Origin of the sequence: Streptomyces sp. ALB3, assembly GCF_044385685.1 — a bacterium.
GTDB lineage: Bacteria > Actinomycetota > Actinomycetes > Streptomycetales > Streptomycetaceae > Streptomyces.
The window spans coordinates 1-20082 of sequence record NZ_JBISCE010000009.1 but is presented as its reverse complement, the minus strand read 5'-3'; the positions used below and the strand labels follow the sequence as shown (position 1 = coordinate 20082).

General features: G+C 72.9%; 21 protein-coding genes. 11 read left to right on the top strand and 10 right to left on the bottom strand.

What is annotated here, in order from left to right; genetic code table 11:
* Nucleotides 1-4 precede the first annotated feature (4 nt).
* Nucleotides 5-463: an ATP-binding protein gene (locus tag ACHFIV_RS10600; RefSeq protein WP_398966063.1), complete on the top strand. Its 459-nt coding sequence runs from the start codon at nt 5-7 to the stop codon at nt 461-463.
* The gene (locus tag ACHFIV_RS10595; RefSeq protein WP_398966061.1) at nt 457-897 is read left to right on the top strand and encodes a hypothetical protein; all 441 of its coding nucleotides are present in this window, start codon (nt 457-459) and stop codon (nt 895-897) included. The genes ACHFIV_RS10600 and ACHFIV_RS10595 overlap by 7 nt, the downstream gene beginning before the upstream one ends.
* 15 nt (nt 898-912) lie before the next feature.
* On the opposite strand, the gene ACHFIV_RS10590 is transcribed toward ACHFIV_RS10595, so the two are convergent.
* From ACHFIV_RS10590 to ACHFIV_RS10550, 9 genes are all read right to left on the bottom strand, one after another.
* Nucleotides 913-2259, bottom strand: a complete 1347-nt coding sequence (locus tag ACHFIV_RS10590; RefSeq protein WP_398966058.1) for a 6-phospho-beta-glucosidase — start codon at nt 2257-2259, stop codon at nt 913-915.
* A gap of 79 nt (nt 2260-2338) precedes the next feature.
* A complete protein-coding gene (locus ACHFIV_RS10585) occupies nt 2339-3850 on the bottom strand; it encodes a cytochrome P450 (protein WP_398966055.1) in 1512 nt (503 codons plus the stop codon).
* Nucleotides 3851-3930: 80 nt separating this feature from the next.
* The gene (locus ACHFIV_RS10580; RefSeq protein ID WP_398966052.1) at nt 3931-4545 is read right to left on the bottom strand and encodes a GTP-binding protein; all 615 of its coding nucleotides are present in this window, start codon (nt 4543-4545) and stop codon (nt 3931-3933) included.
* Complete coding sequence (locus ACHFIV_RS10575) at nt 4526-4894, bottom strand: DUF742 domain-containing protein (protein WP_398966050.1); 369 nt, start codon at nt 4892-4894, stop codon at nt 4526-4528. The genes ACHFIV_RS10580 and ACHFIV_RS10575 overlap by 20 nt, the downstream gene beginning before the upstream one ends.
* Nucleotides 4891-5298, bottom strand: coding sequence for a roadblock/LC7 domain-containing protein (locus ACHFIV_RS10570; protein WP_398966047.1), 408 nt, complete (start codon nt 5296-5298; stop codon nt 4891-4893). The genes ACHFIV_RS10575 and ACHFIV_RS10570 overlap by 4 nt, the downstream gene beginning before the upstream one ends.
* Nucleotides 5295-6914, bottom strand: a complete 1620-nt coding sequence (locus ACHFIV_RS10565; protein WP_398966044.1) for a sensor histidine kinase — start codon at nt 6912-6914, stop codon at nt 5295-5297. The genes ACHFIV_RS10570 and ACHFIV_RS10565 overlap by 4 nt, the downstream gene beginning before the upstream one ends.
* A gap of 612 nt (nt 6915-7526) precedes the next feature.
* Nucleotides 7527-8033 carry a MarR family winged helix-turn-helix transcriptional regulator gene (locus tag ACHFIV_RS10560; protein WP_398966041.1) on the bottom strand — a complete coding sequence of 169 codons (507 nt, stop codon included), beginning with the start codon at nt 8031-8033 and terminating at the stop codon, nt 7527-7529.
* Complete coding sequence (locus tag ACHFIV_RS10555) at nt 8030-9718, bottom strand: FUSC family protein (RefSeq protein ID WP_398966332.1); 1689 nt, start codon at nt 9716-9718, stop codon at nt 8030-8032. Before ACHFIV_RS10555 ends, ACHFIV_RS10560 begins: the two co-directional genes overlap by 4 nt.
* A gap of 133 nt (nt 9719-9851) precedes the next feature.
* On the bottom strand, nt 9852-10319 hold the full coding sequence (locus ACHFIV_RS10550) for a MarR family winged helix-turn-helix transcriptional regulator (RefSeq protein ID WP_398966040.1): 468 nt from the start codon (nt 10317-10319) through the stop codon (nt 9852-9854).
* A gap of 168 nt (nt 10320-10487) precedes the next feature.
* Here ACHFIV_RS10550 and pcaH point away from each other — a divergent pair, with 168 nt between their 5' ends.
* The 4 genes from pcaH to pcaDC are packed head-to-tail and all read left to right on the top strand — an operon-like array spanning nt 10488 to nt 14321.
* Nucleotides 10488-11273 carry a protocatechuate 3,4-dioxygenase subunit beta gene (pcaH, locus tag ACHFIV_RS10545; RefSeq protein ID WP_398966037.1) on the top strand — a complete coding sequence of 262 codons (786 nt, stop codon included), beginning with the start codon at nt 10488-10490 and terminating at the stop codon, nt 11271-11273.
* Nucleotides 11273-11845, top strand: a complete 573-nt coding sequence (gene pcaG / locus ACHFIV_RS10540; RefSeq protein WP_398966034.1) for a protocatechuate 3,4-dioxygenase subunit alpha — start codon at nt 11273-11275, stop codon at nt 11843-11845. Before pcaH ends, pcaG begins: the two co-directional genes overlap by 1 nt.
* Nucleotides 11845-13167 carry a 3-carboxy-cis,cis-muconate cycloisomerase gene (gene pcaB / locus ACHFIV_RS10535; protein ID WP_398966031.1) on the top strand — a complete coding sequence of 441 codons (1323 nt, stop codon included), beginning with the start codon at nt 11845-11847 and terminating at the stop codon, nt 13165-13167. Before pcaG ends, pcaB begins: the two co-directional genes overlap by 1 nt.
* Nucleotides 13164-14321 (top strand): bifunctional 3-oxoadipate enol-lactonase/4-carboxymuconolactone decarboxylase PcaDC, encoded by a 1158-nt coding sequence (pcaDC, locus tag ACHFIV_RS10530; protein WP_398966029.1) that lies wholly within the window; start codon nt 13164-13166, stop codon nt 14319-14321. Before pcaB ends, pcaDC begins: the two co-directional genes overlap by 4 nt.
* Nucleotides 14322-14386: 65 nt before the next feature.
* On the opposite strand, the gene ACHFIV_RS10525 is transcribed toward pcaDC, so the two are convergent.
* Entirely contained in the window at nt 14387-15265 is an 879-nt protein-coding gene (locus ACHFIV_RS10525; RefSeq protein ID WP_398966026.1) for a phospholipid scramblase-related protein, read from the bottom strand.
* Between the two features lie 71 nt (nt 15266-15336).
* Here ACHFIV_RS10525 and ACHFIV_RS10520 point away from each other — a divergent pair, with 71 nt between their 5' ends.
* The 5 genes from ACHFIV_RS10520 (at nt 15337) to ACHFIV_RS10500 (ending at nt 20020) form a co-directional block, all read left to right on the top strand.
* Entirely contained in the window at nt 15337-15759 is a 423-nt protein-coding gene (locus ACHFIV_RS10520) for a hypothetical protein (RefSeq protein WP_398966024.1), read from the top strand.
* Between the two features lie 117 nt (nt 15760-15876).
* On the top strand, nt 15877-16527 hold the full coding sequence (locus ACHFIV_RS10515; protein ID WP_398966021.1) for a DUF3105 domain-containing protein: 651 nt from the start codon (nt 15877-15879) through the stop codon (nt 16525-16527).
* A gap of 56 nt (nt 16528-16583) precedes the next feature.
* Nucleotides 16584-17171: a DUF305 domain-containing protein gene (locus ACHFIV_RS10510; protein WP_398966330.1), complete on the top strand. Its 588-nt coding sequence runs from the start codon at nt 16584-16586 to the stop codon at nt 17169-17171.
* Between the two features lie 189 nt (nt 17172-17360).
* Nucleotides 17361-18665, top strand: a complete 1305-nt coding sequence (locus ACHFIV_RS10505; protein ID WP_398966018.1) for a phytase — start codon at nt 17361-17363, stop codon at nt 18663-18665.
* Nucleotides 18666-18763: 98 nt separating this feature from the next.
* Nucleotides 18764-20020: an ROK family protein gene (locus tag ACHFIV_RS10500; protein ID WP_398966016.1), complete on the top strand. Its 1257-nt coding sequence runs from the start codon at nt 18764-18766 to the stop codon at nt 20018-20020.
* Nucleotides 20021-20082: the final 62 nt, after the last annotated feature.

Here is a 20082-nt window from a genome sequence, read left to right as displayed (position 1 = left end):
GGTCGTGGCACCTGGCAGTGCGCTCATCCCCCGGCTCATGGACCTCTGCCCCGGGACGGAAGCGCTCCGTTACTGCTTCGCGCTGCCGGCGCACCCCGAGTCGGTGGCCGGTGCCCGGCGCCTCACCCGCGCCCGGCTGGCGGACTGGCGGCTGACCGGGGACACCTACGACGCGGCGGTGCTGATCGTCTCCGAACTGGTCACCAACGCGGTGGTGCACACCGCGAGCGCCCGCGTCGTCTGCGAGCTCCGGTGTGACGAGAGCCGTCTGCGCGTCTCCGTGCAGGACCAGGGACGCCAGCCCGGCGGCCCCCGGCTCTCCCTGACCGCCGAGGGTGAACACGGGCGTGGACTGCTGCTCGTCGACAGCATGAGCGCCGCCTGGGGGTCGCACGCCGCGGGGAACCACTCGGGGCGCGTCGTCTGGGCCGAGTTGCCGTACGGCTCGGAGCGGGCATGCTGAGACACGCCCTGTCCCAGCTGCTCGGCGGCCGTCGCGGCCGTCCTGCGGAGCAGGACGGTGTACCGGGCAGGATCCAGCTGCCCCTGCCGCCCGCCCTCTCCGCGAGCCTCGGCTGCGACGCGGTGGGCGTGCCCGCCCGGTACGGGTTCCGGTTGATGTCACATCTGCCGCGCGCCGGCTGTGTGTTCGCCGACGCCGACCAGTGGTGGTGGATCGTCCCGTCGGGCTCGGACCTCGATCTGGACTGGCCGGAGCAGGTCTTCTACGCCACCGGGGCCTACGTCCCCGCCGTACGCCCCCGGCTGATCCACGCGCCGGAGAGCCGCACGCCCTACACGCCCCCCATTCCGCTTTTCCTCATGGTGTGCCAGGTCACCGGTGTCGCACCGTCCTGGGGCCCGTCCGGCCGGCCGAGGGCCGTGCCCGCTCCCTGAGGCCGGCCGGCCCGGTCACGGCCGGTCGAGGTAGGCGAGTCCCGGGTGGACCTTCGTATAGCCCTCGACCAGCCTGCGGGCCACCGACACGGAGTCGACCAAGGGGTGCAGGGCGAAGGCCCGCACGGCAGCCGCCCGCGACCCGCTCTCCGCGGCTTCGAGCACCGCCCGCTCCACGGCCTTCACCGCGGTGACCAGCCCGACCGCGTGGTACGGGAGCGGGTCGACGGCGACGGGATGCGCGCCGTTGGCGTCGACCAGGCACGGCACCTCGATGACGGCGTCCGCGTCGAGCACCGGGAGCGTCCCCCGGTTGCCCACGTCGAGGATCAGCGACGTGCGTTCGTCGCGGGCCACGGCGCGCATCAGGGCGAGGGCCACCTGCTCGTAGCCTCCGGACTCCAGATCACTGGCCTCGCGTTCACCGGCACCGGCCGCCTGTCGGTTCTCCGCCATGTACGTCGCCTCGCGTTCGGCGCGCGTACGGTCCCAGGTCGCCAGCGGCGGGGCGGACGGGTCCTTCATCCGGGTGTAGAAGCCCTCCTGCTGTTCACGGAGGAAGGCACCCCGGGTCTGCCCGGCTTCCCGGTAGGCGCTGACGGCTTCCCGGTTGAAGTAGTAGTAGTGCAGGTACTCGTTGGGGATCGCGCCCAGCGAGCGCAGCCAGTCGGGCCCGAAGAGCCTGCCCTCCTCGAAGGAGCCGAGCAGTGCGGGGTCCGCCAGCAGGCGCGGGAGCTCGTCGCGGCCGTTGATCCACAGGCCGCGGACCCAGCCGAGGTGGTTGAGCCCGGCGTAGTCGATCCACGCACGGTCCGGGTCCGCGCCCAGGGCCCTCGCGATCCGTCGGCCGAGTCCCACCGGCGAGTCGCAGATGCCGATGACCCGGTCGCCGAGGTGCCGGGCCATGGCCTCGGTGACCAGGCCGGCCGGATTGGTGAAGTTGATGACCCACGCGTCGGGCGCGAGCCGGGCGATACGCCGGGCCAGCTCCATCGCCACGGGAACGGTCCGCAGCCCGTAGGCGATGCCGCCGGCACCGACCGTCTCCTGGCCCAGGACGCCTTCGTCGAGCGCGACACGTTCATCGGCCGCGCGGCCTTCCAGTCCGCCGACCCTGATGGCCGAGAAGACGAAGTCCGCGCCCCGCAGGGCCTCGTCGAGGTCGCGGGTGGCGAGGATCTCGGGCGCGTCACCGACGCCGGCCGCCTGCTCCGCCAGGACCCGCGCGACGGCTTGCAGCCGGTCCGCGTCGGTGTCGTACAGGGTCACCCGGGAGACGCGGCCTTCGGCGTGATCGCCGAGCAGCGCCCCGTACACGAGAGGGACCCTGAATCCGCCACCGCCAAGAATTGTCAGCTTCACGCTGCTCGATGGTACGGGGCGGGGACGCGGGGCCCCCGGACCCGGAGGCCCGGGAGCCCGGTGCGCCGGCCTCCCGGTGTCAGTGGCCGTTCCACCACCGCACCACGGCACGCCAGACCTTCGTCGGCCCACTCCGCTGCGCCGGGATGACGGCTCCCTCTCCGGACGCCGCGTACGGCTCGGCGGTGGGGGTCGCGGGGGTACGCGCCGCCGGGGGCCGCCGCGGGGCGGCGGGCGACGAGACCTCCCAGTCGGCCTGCGACCGGGAACGGGACACCGCCGGCAGGGGTTCCGCGTCGATCTCCTGCTGCGGACTGGGGGCGAAGCCGGCAGGCAGCTCCACCAGGTGCCGTGACACGAAATTGCCCGTCCAGCGCAACTCGCTCTCCTCGACACTGAGTTCCAGGTCCGGCAGGCGCATCAGCAGGGCGTCGACACCGACGTCGGCGATGGCACGTCCGATGTCCTGCCCCGGGCACTCGTGGGGGCCGCTGCTGAAGGCCATGTGCGCACGGTTGCCCTCCATGCTGGCGGTGAGGTCGGGCCGCACGACGGGGTCGGTGTTGGCCGGCGCGATCCCGACGATCAGGGCGTCACCGGCCTTGATCTGCTGCCCGCCGAGCTCCGTGTCGCCGACCGCCCAGCGGCCCAGGACCGAGGTGAACGGCGGCTCGTCCCACAGTGTCTGCTCCACGGCCTCGGGCACGGTCATGTGCCCGCCGCTGAGCCTGGCCCGGAACCTCGGGTCGGTGAGCACCATGCGCAGCACGTTGGCGATCAGGTTGGCGGTGGTCTCGTAGGCCACGATGAGAACCACCCGCAGGTGCTCGCTGACCTCCTTGTCGGTGAGGCCCGCGGGGTGTTCGACCAGCCAGGTGGCGAAGTCCTCGGCCGGAGCTTCCCTGCGGCGTTGCACCAGCCGGTCCAGCGCGCCGATCACGTAGGCGTTGCTCGCGACCGCCGTCTCCGAGCCCCGTGTCATGTCACGGGCCGCCTGCACCAAGCGGTCGTTGTACTCCTCCGGCATGCCGATGATCGCGCACATCACCATCATGGGCAGCCGCTCGGCGAACTGGCTGACCAGCTCGGCCCGGCCCTCCTGGCAGAAGTCGTTGACGAGCCGGTTGCTGTAGCGGTTGATGTGGCGGCGCACGCCACGGGTGTCGATGCGCGCCATGCTGTCGGTGACGGCGCCGCGCAGCCGTTCGTGGGTGGCGCCTTCGGCGAACGAGCACACCGGCTGCCAGGTGAAGACCGGGGCGAGGGGGTGGTCGGGGGCCACACTGCCCTCCTGCAGAGCACGCCACCGGCGCGAGTCGCGGGAGAACTGGGAGGGCGTGCGGGTCATGTGGAGGTTCTCGCTGTGCCCGAGCACGAGCCAGGCGGGGACGTCCCCGTGCATCAGGACGGGCGCCACCGTGCCGTACTCGGCACGCAGTTTCTCGTACAGACCCGCGGGGTCCGCCTCGGCTTCGGGACCGTACAGCCGGCGCAGCCCGCCGGGTCCGATGCCCATGCCGTGCGCGGGGCACTGCGGGGGCGGCACCGGGCCCGTGGCCGATCCGGGTTCATGGTGGAAGGGGGTTGTCACTGTGGCTCCAGGAATAAGACGTTCCGGGACCGGGCCGGCTGGGGACAGGGCCCGTTCAGAGGCAGAGGGGCGTGCCGCCGTCAGGCGAGCGGCACGGCGAGGCTGTGCAGGTAGCGCATCAGGGTCATCAGCACGTCGCGGCTGGAGGCGCGCAGCCGGGCGTCGCAGTCGATCATCGGGACCTCCTCCGGCAGGTCCAGGGCTCTGCGCAGCGCCTCCACGGGGTGGCGCGGCGCCCCGGGGAAGGTGTTGACTGCCACGACGAACGGCACGCCGCGCTCCTCCAGCCTGCCGATGACGTCGAAACTGACCTGGAGCCGCCGGGTGTCGATGAGGACGACCGCTCCGAGCGCTCCCTCGAAGAGTCCGTTCCACAGGAACCAGAAGCGTTCCTGGCCGGGGGTGCCGAACAGGTAGAGGATCAGTTCGTCGCTGAGGCTGATCCGCCCGAAGTCCATGGCCACCGTGGTGGCGGTCTTGGTCTCCACCCCCACGTTGTCGTCCACGCCGACACCGGCCTGGGTCATGGTCTCTTCGGTGGTCAGGGGCCGGATCTCGCTCACCGAGCCGACCATGGTCGTCTTGCCGACGCCGAACCCGCCGACGACGACGACCTTCACCGCGGCCGTGGCCGTGTCGGGGAGGACGTCCTCGCTGCGGGGGCCCGTGATCGTGTCAGAGCTTCTGGAGTCCATGCATCACCGCTTCGAGGAGGGACCGGTCCGGGAGCGCGGCGCGGACGACGGGCGCGCGCGATTCGATCAGTTCGGTCGCCAGGAGTTCTGTCAGGAGCGAGGTGACCACGCTGAAGGGGAGGCTCAGATAGGCCGAGATCTCGGCGACGGACAGCGGGGCCTTGCAGAGCCGCAGGATCGCGGCCTGCTCGGGCTGAACCGTGGGCGAGGGCTCTGCCTGTGCCACCACCATGGTGACGAGGTCGAGCTCCGCCCTTTCGCCGTCCGGCGCCCCCGTGATCACGTACAGCCGTTCCGGGTCGCTCACCGCCGGGTCGGCCTTTCGGCGTTCTCGTCGGGGAGGACTCATCCGGACTGCCCGTCGTGGCGCGGAGGGCTCGTCAGGTGCGCGCCGATACGGACGACCATGTCGCGCATCCGGGCACCCACCAGACCGGCGTCGACGGTCTCGCCGGCCAGGACCGCGAGGTAGGCGCCGGTGCCGGCGGCCATCAGGTAGAAGAAGCCTCCGGTGACCTCGATGACGACGAGCTTCATCAGGCCGTCGCTGTAGGGGATCTCGGTGGCGACGGCCGCGGCCAGGCTCTGCAGTCCGGCGCACGCCGCGGCGAGGCGGTCGGCGACGTCGGGGTCGCCGCCGTGCCGGGCGATGCGGAGACCGTCGGCGGAGAGCACCACGATCTGGTGGATGCTCGGCACGTCGTCGGCCAGTTCCTTGAGCATCCAGTCCATGTTCGCCCGCTGCTGGATCACTTCTCGTCTCCCTTGTCCCACGCGTCGTCGGAGTCCGTGTCGTTCTTCGGCTCCTTGGGCACACCGTTGACGGCCTGTGTGAAGGCCTCCAGCCACAGTCCGGGCGGAGCCGTGCCGCCACCGCCGTGCCCGTTGCGCGCGACGGGCTCTGCGGCCGACGCGGACTGCTGCGGGAGATTGTGAGAACCGAGGGGTGCGCGCCCCCGGCTGCGGCGCTGCGGGAGCCCGCCTTCGGTCCACTCGGTCACCACGATCTCGTCGTCACCCATGGCTGCCGCCGCGGGTGCCGGCCGGGCGGCGGACGCCACCGGGGCCGGGGCGGGAGCGGGGGACGCGAGCGACGGGACGGGCCCGGTCGCGGCGGGACGTGCCTTGTGCTTGCCCCGCGGGGGGACGACGTGCTGCATCTGCGACATGTCGAGCGAACTCTGGGGCCGCGAGGTGGCGCCGATCCCGTGGGCGATGCCCGGGGCGGGGCCGGTGGTGATCATGTCGCGCGGCACGATGAGGACGGCACGGACCCCTCCGTACGCGGACTGCCGCAGTGAGACCTGGAGTTGGTACATCCGGGCGAGCCGGCCGACCACGGCCATGCCGAGGCGGGGGGACTCCCCGAGGTCGTTCATGTTGATGCCGGCCTGGGCCTGGGCGAGCATGTTCTCGGCCCTCGCCCGGGCCTCCTCGCTGAGGCTGACGCCGCCGTCCTCGATCTCGATGGCGATGCCGGTCTGCACCTCGACCGCGGTGACGTGCACCCGGGTCTGGGGCGGCGAGTAGCGCGTCGCGTTGTCGAGGAGTTCGGCGCAGGCGTGGATGAGCGGCTCCACCGCGGTGCCGACGATGGCGACCTTGGCGATCGAGTGCAGATCGACGCGCTGGTACTCCAGGATCCGGGACATGGCGCCGCGCAGCACGCTGAACAGCGGCACCGCCTTGGGCCACTGCCGGCTGGGGCGCGCGCCGCCGAGTACGGCGATGGAGTCGGCCAGCCGCCCGATCAGCGCGGTGCCGTGGTCGATGCGGAGCAGGTCGTCGAACACGTCGGGGTTGCGGCCGTGATGGTCCTCCATCTCCCGCAGTTCACTGGCCTGCCGGTGGACGATGGCCTGGACCCGGCGGGCGACACTGACGAAGGCGCGCTGCGCGGAGTCACGCATCGCCTCCTCGTTGTCGATGATGTCGAGGACCTGGAGGACCAGGGCGCGTTGCGCCTTGGGGAGGTTGCGGTACGACGCGTCCGCGTCGACGACGTCGCGCATCACTTCCTGCGGGGAGTTGCTGGCACGCAGCCGGCGGATCGCGGCGGGCAGGAGCTCCTTGCCGAGCCGTTCGGTCTCCTGGTCGTACGAGGCGATGCGGTGCTCCAGGACCGCGATGCGCTGTTCGTACTCGGCGCGCTGGACCCGCATCGCCCGGCGCCTGCGGTTCAGCACGACGGTGAGCGTGGCGACCACGGCTGTGGCGATCGCGCCGCACCAGACGACTGCCGCGCGCGTGGCCCCGGTGACCGGGACGGCGCCGGCGGCGGTGGCGCCGGCCATCAGCACGACGGGCAGGAGCGCGGCACGGACTACGGGGATGTCTCTGTTGGTCGGCGGTGATTCAACACGGACCATCTAAACCCTCTGGCGGTTGATTCGGGAGGTATACGCACTTGCACGGACAGTTATGAACAAGTGCTCGAATTCATATCAACTCGACTTCACTGCGCGTGAGCCTAGCCAGATCAGAACAGTGCTTCGGCATATTCACCCAACCCCCTGCGCGAGCACGCCTCCGGTAATACACTCGCCAGGTTTCGCACTCACCGTCGCCGAGCGTGTGCGGTGAGTGTCGAGTCATGGACAGACTGCGCCGCAGGCCACATCGTCCCGCCCTGCGGGACATCAACCTTCAGGGGATGTCCATTACGGAGCCCGGGTTTCCTGCGCAGAGACGAAAAACTGCGCACACGCGTGCGAGCTTTGCCAGAACGCACGATTACACGTGCACCTCAGAGCGGGACGGTGGCACGGGTGATCGAATCGCATCGAAAGGTGCAGATCCATGAGCGACGGACGTGTGTGCGAGTACGTCGGCACGACGACTGCGGGTCCCCCCGCCGAGCCCGCCGCGTCACCGGCCTCGCAGCACCGCGACCGTCCCCTGCCCGCGTGCGCTCACCGACGGTGAGATTCGCGCAGCCGCACAGGGGCGGCCCGTCCTGCCCTGCGTCCGCAGGCGCGTGATCAGCGGCGACCGCCGCCGAGCCGGCCCTCCAGCTGCACCAGCAGCTCGCCGAGCCGGTCGCTGAGTCCGTCGCGGGTCTCCTCGTCGAGTCCGGAGAGCACGGACCGTTCGTAGGCGAGCTGTTCGGGCAGCAGACGGTCCACCAGGTCCCGGCCCGCCTCCGTCAGCCCGACGTGGGCGACCCTGCGGTCCCTGGCGTCGCTGCGGCGGCCGATCAGACCGGCTTCCTGCAGAGCGCGCAGCCGTTTGGTGACGGCGGCCCCCGAGGAGAAGGTCTCCCTGGCCAGCTCGCCGGGGGTGAGCTCACGGTCGGTACGCCGCATCGCGCCGAGCAGGTCGAACTCGCCGCGGGTCAGTCCCGCGGCGCGCAGAGGGGCGTCCTCGGCCTGCTGGAGCAGGGCCGCGCAGCGGTTGATGCGGCCGATGAGTTCCATCGGCCCGGTGTCCAGACCCGGGCTGACGGCCTGCCACTGCCGCACCACCGAGGCCACGATGTCGTCGGTCACACCGCTCCGTTCGCCGGGGGCAGGGTGAGCAGTCCCTGCCGTTGTGCTGTCGCCGCGAGCGTACGGTGTCCTGCCTGTTCGGCCGCGAGCAGCTCTTCCTCGGGCAGGGCGCGCTGCCACCATTCGCCCGATGCCACGTCACCGGCGTCGCGCAGTTCGACGAGGGAGGCGGTCAGCCTCCTGCGTGCCGCCCCGAGAGCGAGGGCGTCCGCAGCGGGGTCGGCGACCGCCCGCTCGGCGTGGTCGCGGGCCTCCCCCACGGCTGCGAGCGCTCTCTCGACCCGGCCGGACGCCCGGCGGTTGGTGACGGCGAGGGCTGCGAGGAAGCCGACCCCGACGCCCACGAGGGTGTCCAGGGCGCGGTCCGCGATGAGCTCGCCCGCCGGCTGGTGGCCGCCGAACTCCAGGATGAGCAGGGCCATCGGGGTGACGGCCACGGAGCCGAGCCAGTAGTTGCGGGTGATCAGGGCCTCGGCGGCGAAGTTGAAGAACAGCACGCACAGGACGAGGACGAGCGGGCTGACCCGGGCGAGCGGGATGACGGCGGCGAAGACCAGTACGCCGAGGAGGTTGCCCACGGTCCGCTGCAGCGCCCTGCTCCAGGACAGGGTGAGGTTGGGCTGGTAGACGGAGGCGGCGGTGACGAGCGCCCAGTACGGGTGGCCGACACCGAGCGCCGAGGACGCATAACCGGCCAGGGCGCACCCGAGGAGGGTGCGGAAGGCGACCGGCAGCACCGGGGAGCCGGGGCGAAGCGCGCGCAGCAGTCCGCGCCGGGCCTCGCGCCGGCCGCGCCGCATCCGCTGTCCGGCCCGCTCGGCGTCGACGCCGAAGAGCTGCTCGACGGTGCCGGGGGCGGGCGGCGGGCTGGGCACCGGCCCGCGGGCGCGGGTCGCCGTGGCCCAACGGCGCAGCTCGCCCGGATCGGCGCCGGGGACATGACCGTCGGCCGCGGGGGTGGCAAGGGCGCGCTCGGCGTGGACGACGAGCCGCTCCAGCTCGCGGCGTACGGGCGTGGGGCGCCCTGCGGCGAGCAGCGCCTGCCATGCGGCCTGGACCGCCGCGGCCCCCGCGTGCCGGGTCCGGGCGTCGGGGCCCGCCGCGTACACGGCGGCGGCGTCGAGCGCGCGGGCGGTGGTTAGGCGCTCCGGTCCCTCCTTGCGCCAGAGGGCCGGGCCGACGGTGACCAGCCAGGAGAGGGCGCCCGCTGCCAGCATCAGGGCCATGTGCTCCGGCACCCGCCCCAGTTCCTGGGGCGCGAAGAGCGCGGCCGAGGTGACGAAGGCGAAGATCACGTTGCCGGGCGGGCCGATGCGGGTCGCGTCGCAGAAGGTCTTCTGCACGGCCGCGAGCAGCGCGCCGACCGCGATCAGCAGGGCGGTCGAGTCGGTGACCGAGGCGGTGACCAGCGCGACGGCGAGACCCGCGGCCATTCCCAGGATCACGCGGAGGGCGGTGTGGGCCCGGCGGGCGTAAGGCAGGTTGTGCCCGTAGAGGGCGCAGAGCGAGCCCGCCATGGTGTACATCACCAGGTCGAGGCGGTCGAGCGAGTACAGCAGCAGGTTCGGGACGGCGGAGGCGACCACCACGCTCAGCGCGGGTTTGTACCAGATCTCGGCAGGGCTGTTCAGCCGCAGGACACCGGTGACGGGCAGTTTGCGGACGGATGGCTTCCGGGGTCGCATAGCTGTAGCACTCACTCATTTACTTTAACAGGTGTTACACCTGTAAAAGATATGAGCCGTGCACCACCTCGCCTCGGTGGCCGCCCTCTCACCCCGCACGGCCCCGCGCCGTCACACCCCGGGCATCCCCGGCTCACCGCTCCCCGGGCGGCCCGGCACCCTCGGGCGCGCGGAACGCCTCGGCGGCGTCCGCCGCCCTGCGCATCAGGTCGAAGAGCGTCCGCTGCTCGCCGGCGGAGAGCGGGCCGAGGAAAACCTGGTTCATCCCGACCGTGCGCAGCGCGAGCCGCCGGTGGGTGCGCGCGCCCTCGTCCGTGAGGCGGAGCAGGAAGCGCCGGCCGTCGTGCGCGTCCCGCACCTTGTCCAGCAGCTCCCGGCGCAGCAGCCGGGTGATCACCTCCGCGACGGTCGACCGGTCGAGCCCGACCCGCTCCCCCACGGTCCGCTGGTCCAGGCCCGGTTCGGCGGTCAGCGCGTTGAGGACCGCGAACTGGGGCGAGGTGATCTCCGTGGAGACCATCGTGTTCCAGAGCAGGTGGTGCGCCTGCTGAAGACGACGGGCCAGATGCCCTGGGTGGGTGCTCAGATCGACCGCTTGCACGGAACCGTCCCCTCCTGGTCGGCCGGCGGCTGCCGGCCTCCTCGGCCGGTACGCCGAAGACGCACAGTGTACTGAGGGTATTGACCCGCGCAGCAGGGCTGGGTAGCTTCATCGCCATCGCCATTTCATCAGTGCACTGAGCATTTCCAGCACTCACGGAGCCGTGACATGACCGCACGTGACCCATCCCGACGTCCGCTGCCGGACGGCCTGAGCCAGCGGGAGATCGACTCCGAGGTGGCCAGGGCCGAGGCCGCCGCGGAGCCGGGTGCCCACCATCCGCCGCGCGACTACCCTCCGTACCGCAGCAGCCACTTCCGTCATCCGCACCGCTCCCCCATCCCCGTGCGCGACCCGGAGGCGGTCGAACTGTCCGGGCCGGCCTTCGGCGTCACGGACGTGACCGCGCTGGACCACGACCTCACCGCGCAGCACCACGGCGAGCCGCTCGGGGAACGGATCACCGTCACCGGCCGCGTGCTCGACCGGGCCGGGAGGCCGGTGCGCGGGCAACTCGTCGAGGTGTGGCAGGCCAACGCCTCCGGGCGGTACGCCCACCAGCTCGACCGGCACCCGGCGCCGCTCGACCCGAACTTCACCGGTTTCGGGCGCTGTCTGACGGACGACGAGGGCAGCTACTCGTTCACGACCGTCAGGCCCGGTGCCTACCCGTGGCGCAACCACACCAACGCCTGGCGCCCGGCCCACATCCACTTCTCGCTGTTCGGCACGTCGTTCAGCCAGCGGCTGATCACCCAGATGTACTTCCCAGGTGATCCGCTCCTCCCCTACGACCCGGTGATCCGTTCCGTCACGGACCGGTCCGCGCGCGAGCGGCTCATAGCGGCGTACGACCACGACCTGTCCATCCCCGAACTATCCCTCGGCTACCGCTGGGACATCGTCCTCGACGGACCGTGCGCCACCTGGACCGAGGAAGAAGGCGACGCCTGATGTCCCACGCCCCGACGCCCTCCCAGACCGTCGGCCCGTTCTACGGCTACGCGCTGCCCTTTCCCGGCGGCAGCGAGGTCGCCCCGGCCGGGCATCCCGGGACCGTCACGGTGTACGGCCGTGTGCTCGACGGCCAGGGCGCCCCCGTGCCCGACGCGATCGTCGAGACGTGGCAGCCCGCACCCGGTGGATCGCGCACCGGCCTCCCGGGATCGCTGCGCCGCGACCCTGCTTCGGGCAAGGTGACCGGACGCGACGGGGTGGACTTCACCGGCTTCGGCCGGGCGCCGACGGACGCTGCCGGGCGCTGGTTCGTGCGTACGCTCCCGCCCGGCGGGGTCCCGTACCTCTGCGCCGCCGTGTTCGCCCGCGGCCTGGTGCACCACCTGTACACCCGGGTGTACCTCCCGGACCTGCTCGACGAGGGCGCGGAGGCGGGGGACGCTCTGCTGGGGTCGCTGGACGCCGAGCGGCGCGCCACACTGATCGCGACACGCACCGATCCGCGTACCTACCGCTTCGACATCCGTCTCCAGGGCGACGACGAGACGGTCTTCCTGGAGTTCAGCTGATGCACGAGAGCGACGCCGGGCTCCTCGCCCCCGGGCGGGCGGGTGCCGCCGCCGAGGCCGCCACCGGCGACCACGCCTTCCTTCAGGCCCTGCTGGACGCCGAGGCCGCGCTGACCCGGGCCCAGGCGGCCTCCGGGCGCGCCCCCGCGGAGGCGGGGCGGGCGGTCACCGCGGCGGCGGACGCCGGCCGGTTCGACGTGCGGGACCTGGCGCTGCGGGCCCGTTCCGGCGGGAACCCGGTGATCCCGCTGGTCGCCGCCCTTTCGGCGGCGGTCGACGACGAGGCGCGGCCCTTCGTGCACCGGGGCGCGACGAGCCAGGACATCCTCGACACCGCGGCGATGCTGGTGGCGTCCCGGACGCTGGGGATCCTCCTCGACGACCTGGGCCGGACCGCCGACGCGCTGGAGCGGCTGGCGGCCGGGCACCGCGGCACACCGATGCCCGGCCGGACCCTGACGCAGCACGCCGTACCGACGACCTTCGGCCTCAAGGCCGCCGGGTGGCGGTCGCTGGTGCTCGACGCGCGGGACCGGGTGCGGGCCGTGCGCGAGGCGCTCCCCGTCCAGCTCGGCGGCGCGGCGGGCACGCTGGCCGCCTTCTCGACCGCCGACGGGGACGGGATGGACCTCGTCCCGGCGTACGCCCGGGAGCTGGGTCTGGCCGAACCGGCGCTGCCCTGGCACACCCTGCGGACCCCGGTCGCCGACCTGGCCGGCGCGCTCGCCTTCACGGCGGGCGCGCTCGGCAAGACCGCCGCCGACGTGCTCACCCTGTCCCGTACCGAGATCGCCGAGCTCGCGGAGGGATCCGGCGGGGGTTCCTCCGCCATGCCGCACAAGGCGAACCCGGTGCGGGCCACCCTGATCGCCGCGGCGGCCCGCCGCGCACCCGGCGTGGCGGCCACTCTCTACGGCTCGCTCGCCGCCGAGGACGAACGGCCCGCCGGAGCCTGGCACGCCGAGTGGGAGCCGCTGCGCGAGCTGTTGCGCCTGGTCGGCGGGGCGGCCCGGGACGCGGTGGAACTCGCCGAGGGCCTGAAGGTGTTCCCGTCCGCCATGCGGAGCCACCTGGCGCTGACCGGCGGGCTGATCGTCTCGGAACGGCTGGCCGCCGTCGCCGCCCGACGAGTGGGCCGGGCCCGCGCCGGCGAGATCCTCACCGAGGCGGCCGGCCGGGCCCGCGACGAGGGCAGACCCCTCGCGGAGATCCTCGCGGACGAACCCGCCTTCGACGGCCTGGATCTCACGGAACTGACCGACCCCGCCCGGTACACCGGCAGTGCCGGACCCCTCACCGACCGCGCTCTGGAGCGCCGATGACCACGACGCCCGCCCGACTCCTGCACCATCGCGCCGAAGGGCCCGCGAGCGCGCCCGCACTCCTCCTCGGCCCTTCGCTCGGCACCTCCACCGCGCTCTGGGACGGGGTCGCCCCCGAACTCTCCGTCTCCCACCGGGTCGTACGGTGGGACCTCCCGGGGCACGGCGGGTCGCCCGCCTGCCTGATCGGACCGGGTGCGGAGATCGCCGATCTGGGCGCCCTGGTCCTGGCCCTCGCCGACTCGCTGTCCCTGCACCGGTTCTCGTACGCGGGGGTGTCACTCGGCGGCGCGGTGGGCCTCTGGCTGGCGGTGCACCACCCGGAACGCCTCGACCGGCTGGCCGTCGTGTGCTCGTCCGCCCACTTCGGCGACCCGGGGCCGTGGCGGGAGAGGGCCGCCCTCGTGCGCGCCGAGGGCCTGGGAAAGATCGCGGAGAGCGCTGCGAGCCGCTGGTTCACACCCGGGTTCACCGAGCCCCGGCTGCTCGACGACCTCCTGGGCACGGATCCGTCGGCGTACGCCGCCTGCTGCGACGCACTCGCCGACTGCGATCTGCGGCCGGGACTGTCCGGCGTACGGGCTCCGACGCTGGTCATGGCGGGACGCGAGGACCCCGCGACGCCTCCCGCACACGCCCGGGAGCTCGCCGACGCCATTCCGGGTGCCGCGTTGACCGAGCTGCCACGCGCCTCCCACCTGGCGCCGGCCGAGCGTCCGGAGGCCGTACGGGAAGCCCTGCGCGCTCACTTCGCGCCCCGGGAGCGCGCCGGCGGGACGGCGGTGCGCCGCGAGGTCCTCGGCGACGCGCACGTGGACCGTGCGCAGGCGAGGACCACGGCGTTCACCGCTCCCTTCCAGGACTTCATCTCGCGCTACGCCTGGGGCGAGATCTGGACCGATCCGACTCTGTCGCGGCGCGAGCGCAGCCTGATCACGCTGACCGCCCTGGTGGCACACGGGCATCACGACGAACTGGCGATGCATGTCCGCGCGGCGGTGCGCAACGGTCTCAGCCCGCGGGAGATCGGCGCGGCACTGCTGCAGACGGGCGTCTACTGCGGGGTCCCGGCGGCGAATTCGGCGTTCGCGGTGGCCGAGCGGGTGCTTGCCGAGATGGCGGAGGCGGAGCGGGGCGGCGTTCAGCCGGACTGACCGCCGCCCGTGGCGCGGAGCTGCCCGTCTGCCCGTGCGGCCGTGCCGGCCGCACGGGGGCGGGATCAGCCGAAGCCGCGGGCGTCCTGTTTGAGGGCGGTGTCCACGGTCAGCGCCGTCGCCACGACGAGGCTCAGCAGCGGTTCGGGGAGCTGGTGGTGGATCTGCAGCACGTAGTTGTCCGCCGTGGTGAACATGGTCTTCGCCAGGCCCTCCCAGGTCTTGGTGATCCTGGCGATCTCGGCGCCGGTGTGGTCGACGATGGCGAAGTTCCAGGCGCGCCAGTTCTCGGCCTTGATCGCTCCGATCTGCCGGCCGTCGGCCGTCATCGAGAAGTTGATCTTTCCGATGGCGTTCTGCTGCACGATCTCACCGACGGGCTGCCCGTCGGGGCGCTGCACGATCACCCGGGACTTGATGAACTTCGCCGGGCGGGTCAGGAGCAGTTGCGGCTGCCCGTAGGCGTCGCGGATCTCCAGGCGGTGCGTCAGGTACTGGTCGATGCTGGAGACGAACCTGAGCGCCTTGCGCAGGCCGCTCTGGCCGACCTGGGCGACCGAACCGACGGTGTTGCCCTGCTGGTCGAAGACGCTGTACTCGTTCGTCAGCTCGATCAGCTTGGCCTTCTGGTTCACGATCAGGACCGGCTGGCCGAAAAGTGAGCCGGCACCGGGCGCGGCCTGGTGCGGAGCCGCCTGCTGGGGGGCGAGCCCCTGAACGGCGGCTGCCGGCCCGGGAGTGGCCTGCGGCTGCGGCGTCACGGTGTGCGGCTGCGCGGGCGCGGAGGCCTGGGCCTGGTAGGGCGCCTGGGCCTGGCCGGGCGTCTGCCCCTGGGCCGGGTGCGTGTGCTCGGTCCAGCGGGAGCCGTCCCAGTAGCGGAGCAGCTGGGGAGCCCCGTGAGGATCAGGATGCCAACCCGCAGGTACGTTCGATTGCGTCGTCACCGGGGCACACTATCCCGCCAAGCTGTGGGCTGAACTCTTTGAAGATTCACACACCATCTACGATGGCGGCGATGACCAGAGCGAGCGCACCGACGGACCGGCGACGGTGGGCCTTCGGCCTGTCCTTCGTACCGGTCTGGGCACTGATGCTCGTGGCCGTGCTCCTCGGCTGCTCCCCGGCCGGCACACCCTCGCCTCACGCCGGGACTCCTTCCGCGACCGCTGCCAGAACCTTCACCCCGGCACCCGCCGCGGCCGCGTCCGTCGTCGTGGCCGACGCCCCGGACGAGCACGGGGCCGGCAGCTCCTGTCACGGAACGGCCGGCCACACCACGGCCGTCGTGCTGCCCGGCCACGCCGCTCCCGCCACCCCGCCCTGCCCTTCGGCGGCACCCCCGGCCGCTCCGCTCACCGGGGCGGCGGCGATCCGGGGGCCCGCCAACGACGCGGTGGGTGCCGTCGACCGGCTCCGTCTCCAGGTCCAGCGGATCTAGGCCCGCCCGGATCCGCCCCCGCGTCTCCGACGCGCCGGGGGCGGGCCGTCCGTGCGCCCTTCGCCCCCGCGTGGCGCGCTTCCCGCGCCCGCGATCCGCTGAACACAAGGACTCGACATGGCTTCCGCCAAGAAACTGAACAGCCCTGCCGCCGCGCGCCGCGCCAAGCTCGAGGAGGCCCGCCGCAAGGAGCGGGCCCGGGAGCGCCGGAGCCGCGTCGTCACGATCACCGCGGCCGTCGTCGTGGTCGCCGGCCTCGTCGCCGGGGGCGGCTACCTGATGTCGGCCGCCGACGAGCAGGACAAGGCCGAGGAACAGGCGAGGACCTCGCCCGTCACCGGCGAGAAGTCCTGGGGCGACCTGACTCAGGACCACGTCAGCACGCCCGTCGACTACCCGATGAACCCGCCGGTCGGCGGCGACCACGATCCGGTCTGGATGAACTGCGACGCCGACGTCTACACCGAGGCGATACGGAACGAGAACGCCGTCCACTCCCTGGAGCACGGCGCCGTCTGGGTCACGTACAACGACAAGGCGAAGGCCGCCGACACCGAGGCGCTCGCCGAGCGGGTCGCGAAGACGCCGTACTCCTTGATGAGCCCTGTGGCCGATCAGAAGGATCCTCTGATGCTCAGCGCCTGGGGCAAGCAGCTCACCGTGAAGAGCGCCACCGACCCCCGGGTCGCGCAGTTCTTCACCAAGTACGTCCAGGGCGCGCAGACCCCGGAGCCGGGAGCCGCCTGCTCCGGCGGGGTGGCCGGGTGACCCCGCCCGCGCGCGCACCCCGTCCGTTGCTGTGGGCGGGGGCCGTGGTCTTCGCCATGGCCGTGGGGCTCGTCCTGCTGATGGTCGTGCCGCCCTCGGAAGCCTCCCCCGCCGGCACCGGAACGCCCGGCGCCGCCCCCGCGGAGGGCTCGGCCGACGTGGGCTTCGCCCGGGACATGTCGGTCCACCATCAGCAGGCGGTGGAGATGGCGTTCCTCGTCCGGGACCGCACCGAGGACGAGGACGTGCGCCGGCTCGCGTACGACATCGTCAACACCCAGGCCAACCAGCGGGGCATGATGCTGGGCTGGCTGGAGTCCTGGGGCAGGCCGAAGAGTTCGGAGCGGCCGCCGATGGAGTGGATGGGCCACCCGGTCACTCCGTCCGACGGCTCCCTCATGCCGGGTATGGCGACGGACACGGAGCTGGACGGGCTGCGCGCGGCGGACGGCAGGGACGCCGAGGTCCTGTTCCTGCGGCTGATGACCGTCCACCACCGCGCGGGGGCCGACATGGCGCGGGCGGCGGCCGGGGCTGCGGGCACGGACGAGATCAGGGACCTGGCCGCGGGGATGGCCAGGGCCCAGGACTCGGAGACCGCGCTGATGGCCGACATGCTGAAGGCCCGGGGTGCGCTGCCCTGATCGCGGCCGGCCGGCGGCGTCGGGGGCGGGCCCGGTGACATCCTGTCACCGGTCCCTCCCGCGCCGCCGGCACCGCGAATTCACCTGGTGCCCGTGTCGCTCTCATGGGCGCGACACCCCAGCGGCCCCGCGTCGCCCGACACTTCCTGACGAGTCATGGACATGCCCCTCTCACGACAGGAAGCATCTGTGCGCACGCACCGCTCCCCTCGCCTTGCGGCCACCGCCCTCCTCGGCACGGCACTGATCACCCTTGTTCCGTTGTCGCCCGCCCACGCGCGGTCGCTGCCGTCCGTCGGCGCGTCGGCCGAGACGGCCGCGCTGTACGACGACGAGGCGGGCGGAAACGCCAACGCCGACGACCCGGCCATCTGGCGTGACGACGCCGCCCCCGGCCGCAGTCTCGTCGTCGCAACGGCCAAGGAGGGCGGGCTGCGGGTCTACGGTCTGGACGCGTCCCTGGTCCAGTCCGTCCCGGCGCCGTCACCCGCGGCGGAGGACGACGCCCCGGGCAGGTTCAACAACGTCGACATCCTGACCGGGCTCCGCACTCCGTCCGGCCGCGCCGACGTGGCCGTGGTGAGCGACCGGGGCAACGACCGTCTCCGCATCTACCGCGTCGACCCCTCGCAGCCCGGCGGGCCGCTGAAGGACGTCACGGATCCCGGTGCCGCCCCCGTGTTCTCGTCCGGCCAGGCCGAGATCAACGAGCAGCGGACCGCGTACGGTCTCGCCACCTGGCAGGACCGCTCCACCGGCCGTTCGTACGCGGTCGTCAGCAGGCGCAACACCACGGACCTCGCCCTGCTGGAGCTGCGGCCGACGGCAGCGGGCACGGTGGGCTACCGTCCGGTGCGCACCCTCTCGCTCCCCTCGTCCTTCCGGCTTCCGGACGGCACCTCGTGGACACCGTGCGGCGAGCCCGGTGAGCTCCCCCAGGTCGAGGGCATGGTCGTGGACCCGGAGAACGGCACGCTCTACGCGGGCCAGGAGGACGTCGGCATCTGGCGGCTTCCCGCCGGGCTGACCGGACGCCCGGTCCTGGTGGACAAGGTCCGCGAGTACGGCGTACCCGGGACGTACGACCCGGAGACGGAGGAGTGCGCGCCCGGTACCGACCCGGGATTCGGCGGCAAGCGGCTGGCGGCCGACGTGGAGGGGCTGACCCTCCTGCGCGAGTCCGGTGGTGACGGCTACCTCATGGCGTCCGGCCAGGGGGACGACAGCTTCGCCCTGTACGACCGTGAGGTCTCCGAGGGCAACGAGTACGAAGGCGGCTTCCGCGTCGGTGCCGTGTCGGCCGACCTCGACGGCAGCGAGGAGTGCGACGGCGCCGCCGTGCTCAACGAGCCGCTGGGCTCCCGCTATCCGAACGGGCTGCTCGTGGTGCAGGACGGGCACGAGACCTCCGCCTCGGGCAGCGAGGAGGGCCGGGAGGCGACCGGGTTCAAGTTCGTCGACCTGGGCGCGGTCGCGGACGCGGCCGACCTGTAGGACACGGCCCGGCCGGGTGCGGGGCGGTCCTCCGGCACTCTGCCCGGCCCCGGCCGGGAGCCGTGTCCCCCGGGGTATCACATAGGCTCGTCGACGATATGAAGAGCTACCTCACGCCCCTGGGGTCCAAGGCCGACAAGGACACCGTGCGACGCCACAACCTGAGCCTCGTGCTGCGCGCCGTACGGGACGAGGGCGAGACCGGTGAGGCGACCCGGGCCGGGGTCTCGGCCCGGGTCGGGCTCACCCGGGCCGCCGTGTCCTCCCTGGTCGAACAGCTGCTGGGCAGCGGCTTCCTGACCGAGTCGGGCAAGACGTTCAGCGGTCAGGCCGGCCGCCCCGGGACGGCTCTGAAGGTGGCGCGCACCGGGCCCGCCGGTCTCGGTGTGGAGATCAACATCGACTACGTGTCGGTGTGTGTCGTGGATCTGGCGGGCACGGGCCGGGTGCGCCGGACCGAGCATCTGGACAACCGCGGCTCCCCGCCCGAGGAGGTCCTGGCGAGGGCGGCGGGCATCGCCGCCCGCACCCTGGACTCGGCCCTGGAGCAGGAGCTTCGCCCGGTCGGTACGGCACTGGCGCTGCCGGGGCTCGTCTCGGGAGGCTCGGTACGCCAGGCGCCGAACCTGGGCTGGAACCAGGTCGCGGCCGAGGAGCTGTTCGCGGACGCGCTCGCCGGTCTGCGTCCCGGCACGGCACCGCTGCCCGTCCGTTCTGAGAACGAGGCCAACCTGGCGGCGCTGGCCGAGCTGTGGTTCGGCGGGCTCGACACCGTCCGCAGCTTCCTCTACCTGACGGGCGAGATCGGTGTCGGCGGCGCCCTGGTGCTCGACGGTGAGCTGCTGCGCGGCGCGCACGGTTTCGCCGGGGAGATCGGGCACGTGGTGGTGGACCCGGCGGGCCCGGAGTGCAGGTGCGGCTCGCGCGGCTGCCTGGAGCAGTACGCCGGCCAGTCGGCCCTGCTGCGCGCGGCCGGCATCGGTGAGGCCGGGGGCGGGGCCGCGGGGGTGATGGAGCTGGAGCGTCGCGCGCAGGCGGGTGACCCGGTGACGCTGGCCGCCCTGGCCGGCGCCGGCCGGATGCTGGGGCAGGTCCTGTCGGGCGCGGTCAACCTGTTCGATCCCGACGCGGTGGTGCTCGGCGGTATCTACCGCGGCCTGATGCCGTGGCTCTCGCCGCCCGCCGACGAGGAGCTGACGGGTCGCGTGGTGTCCGGCCTGTGGTCGCGGGGCGGGGGCAGGCTGCGCGCGTCGTCCGTCGCGGGTGACGCGGCGCGGGGCGCGGCGGCGCTGGTGGTGCAGGACGTGCTGGCCGATCCGGTGGGCTACGCCTCGCCCGTGCCCACCGACGCCTGACACGCAGGTCTGCCGGAACCGGGGGGCCCGGCGGTGGTCCGCCGGGCTCCCTGCGGTGGGGG

Bases quoted from the DNA above. Each gene is read 5' to 3' on its own strand.
- ACHFIV_RS10515 (WP_398966021.1), top strand. From the start codon at position 15,877: ATGGCTTCCGCCAAGAAACTGAACAGCCCTGCCGCCGCGCGCCGCGCC.
- ACHFIV_RS10575 (WP_398966050.1), bottom strand. From the start codon at position 4,894: ATGAGTCCTCCCCGACGAGAACGCCGAAAGGCCGACCCGGCGGTGAGC.
- pcaH (WP_398966037.1), top strand. From the start codon at position 10,488: ATGACCGCACGTGACCCATCCCGACGTCCGCTGCCGGACGGCCTGAGC.
- ACHFIV_RS10565 (WP_398966044.1), bottom strand. From the start codon at position 6,914: ATGGTCCGTGTTGAATCACCGCCGACCAACAGAGACATCCCCGTAGTC.
- ACHFIV_RS10595 (WP_398966061.1), top strand. From the start codon at position 457: ATGCTGAGACACGCCCTGTCCCAGCTGCTCGGCGGCCGTCGCGGCCGT.
- pcaG (WP_398966034.1), top strand. From the start codon at position 11,273: ATGTCCCACGCCCCGACGCCCTCCCAGACCGTCGGCCCGTTCTACGGC.
- ACHFIV_RS10510 (WP_398966330.1), top strand. From the start codon at position 16,584: ATGGCCGTGGGGCTCGTCCTGCTGATGGTCGTGCCGCCCTCGGAAGCC.
- ACHFIV_RS10555 (WP_398966332.1), bottom strand. From the start codon at position 9,718: ATGCGACCCCGGAAGCCATCCGTCCGCAAACTGCCCGTCACCGGTGTC.
- ACHFIV_RS10500 (WP_398966016.1), top strand. From the start codon at position 18,764: ATGAAGAGCTACCTCACGCCCCTGGGGTCCAAGGCCGACAAGGACACC.
- pcaB (WP_398966031.1), top strand. From the start codon at position 11,845: ATGCACGAGAGCGACGCCGGGCTCCTCGCCCCCGGGCGGGCGGGTGCC.
- pcaDC (WP_398966029.1), top strand. From the start codon at position 13,164: ATGACCACGACGCCCGCCCGACTCCTGCACCATCGCGCCGAAGGGCCC.
- ACHFIV_RS10580 (WP_398966052.1), bottom strand. From the start codon at position 4,545: ATGGACTCCAGAAGCTCTGACACGATCACGGGCCCCCGCAGCGAGGAC.
- ACHFIV_RS10520 (WP_398966024.1), top strand. From the start codon at position 15,337: ATGACCAGAGCGAGCGCACCGACGGACCGGCGACGGTGGGCCTTCGGC.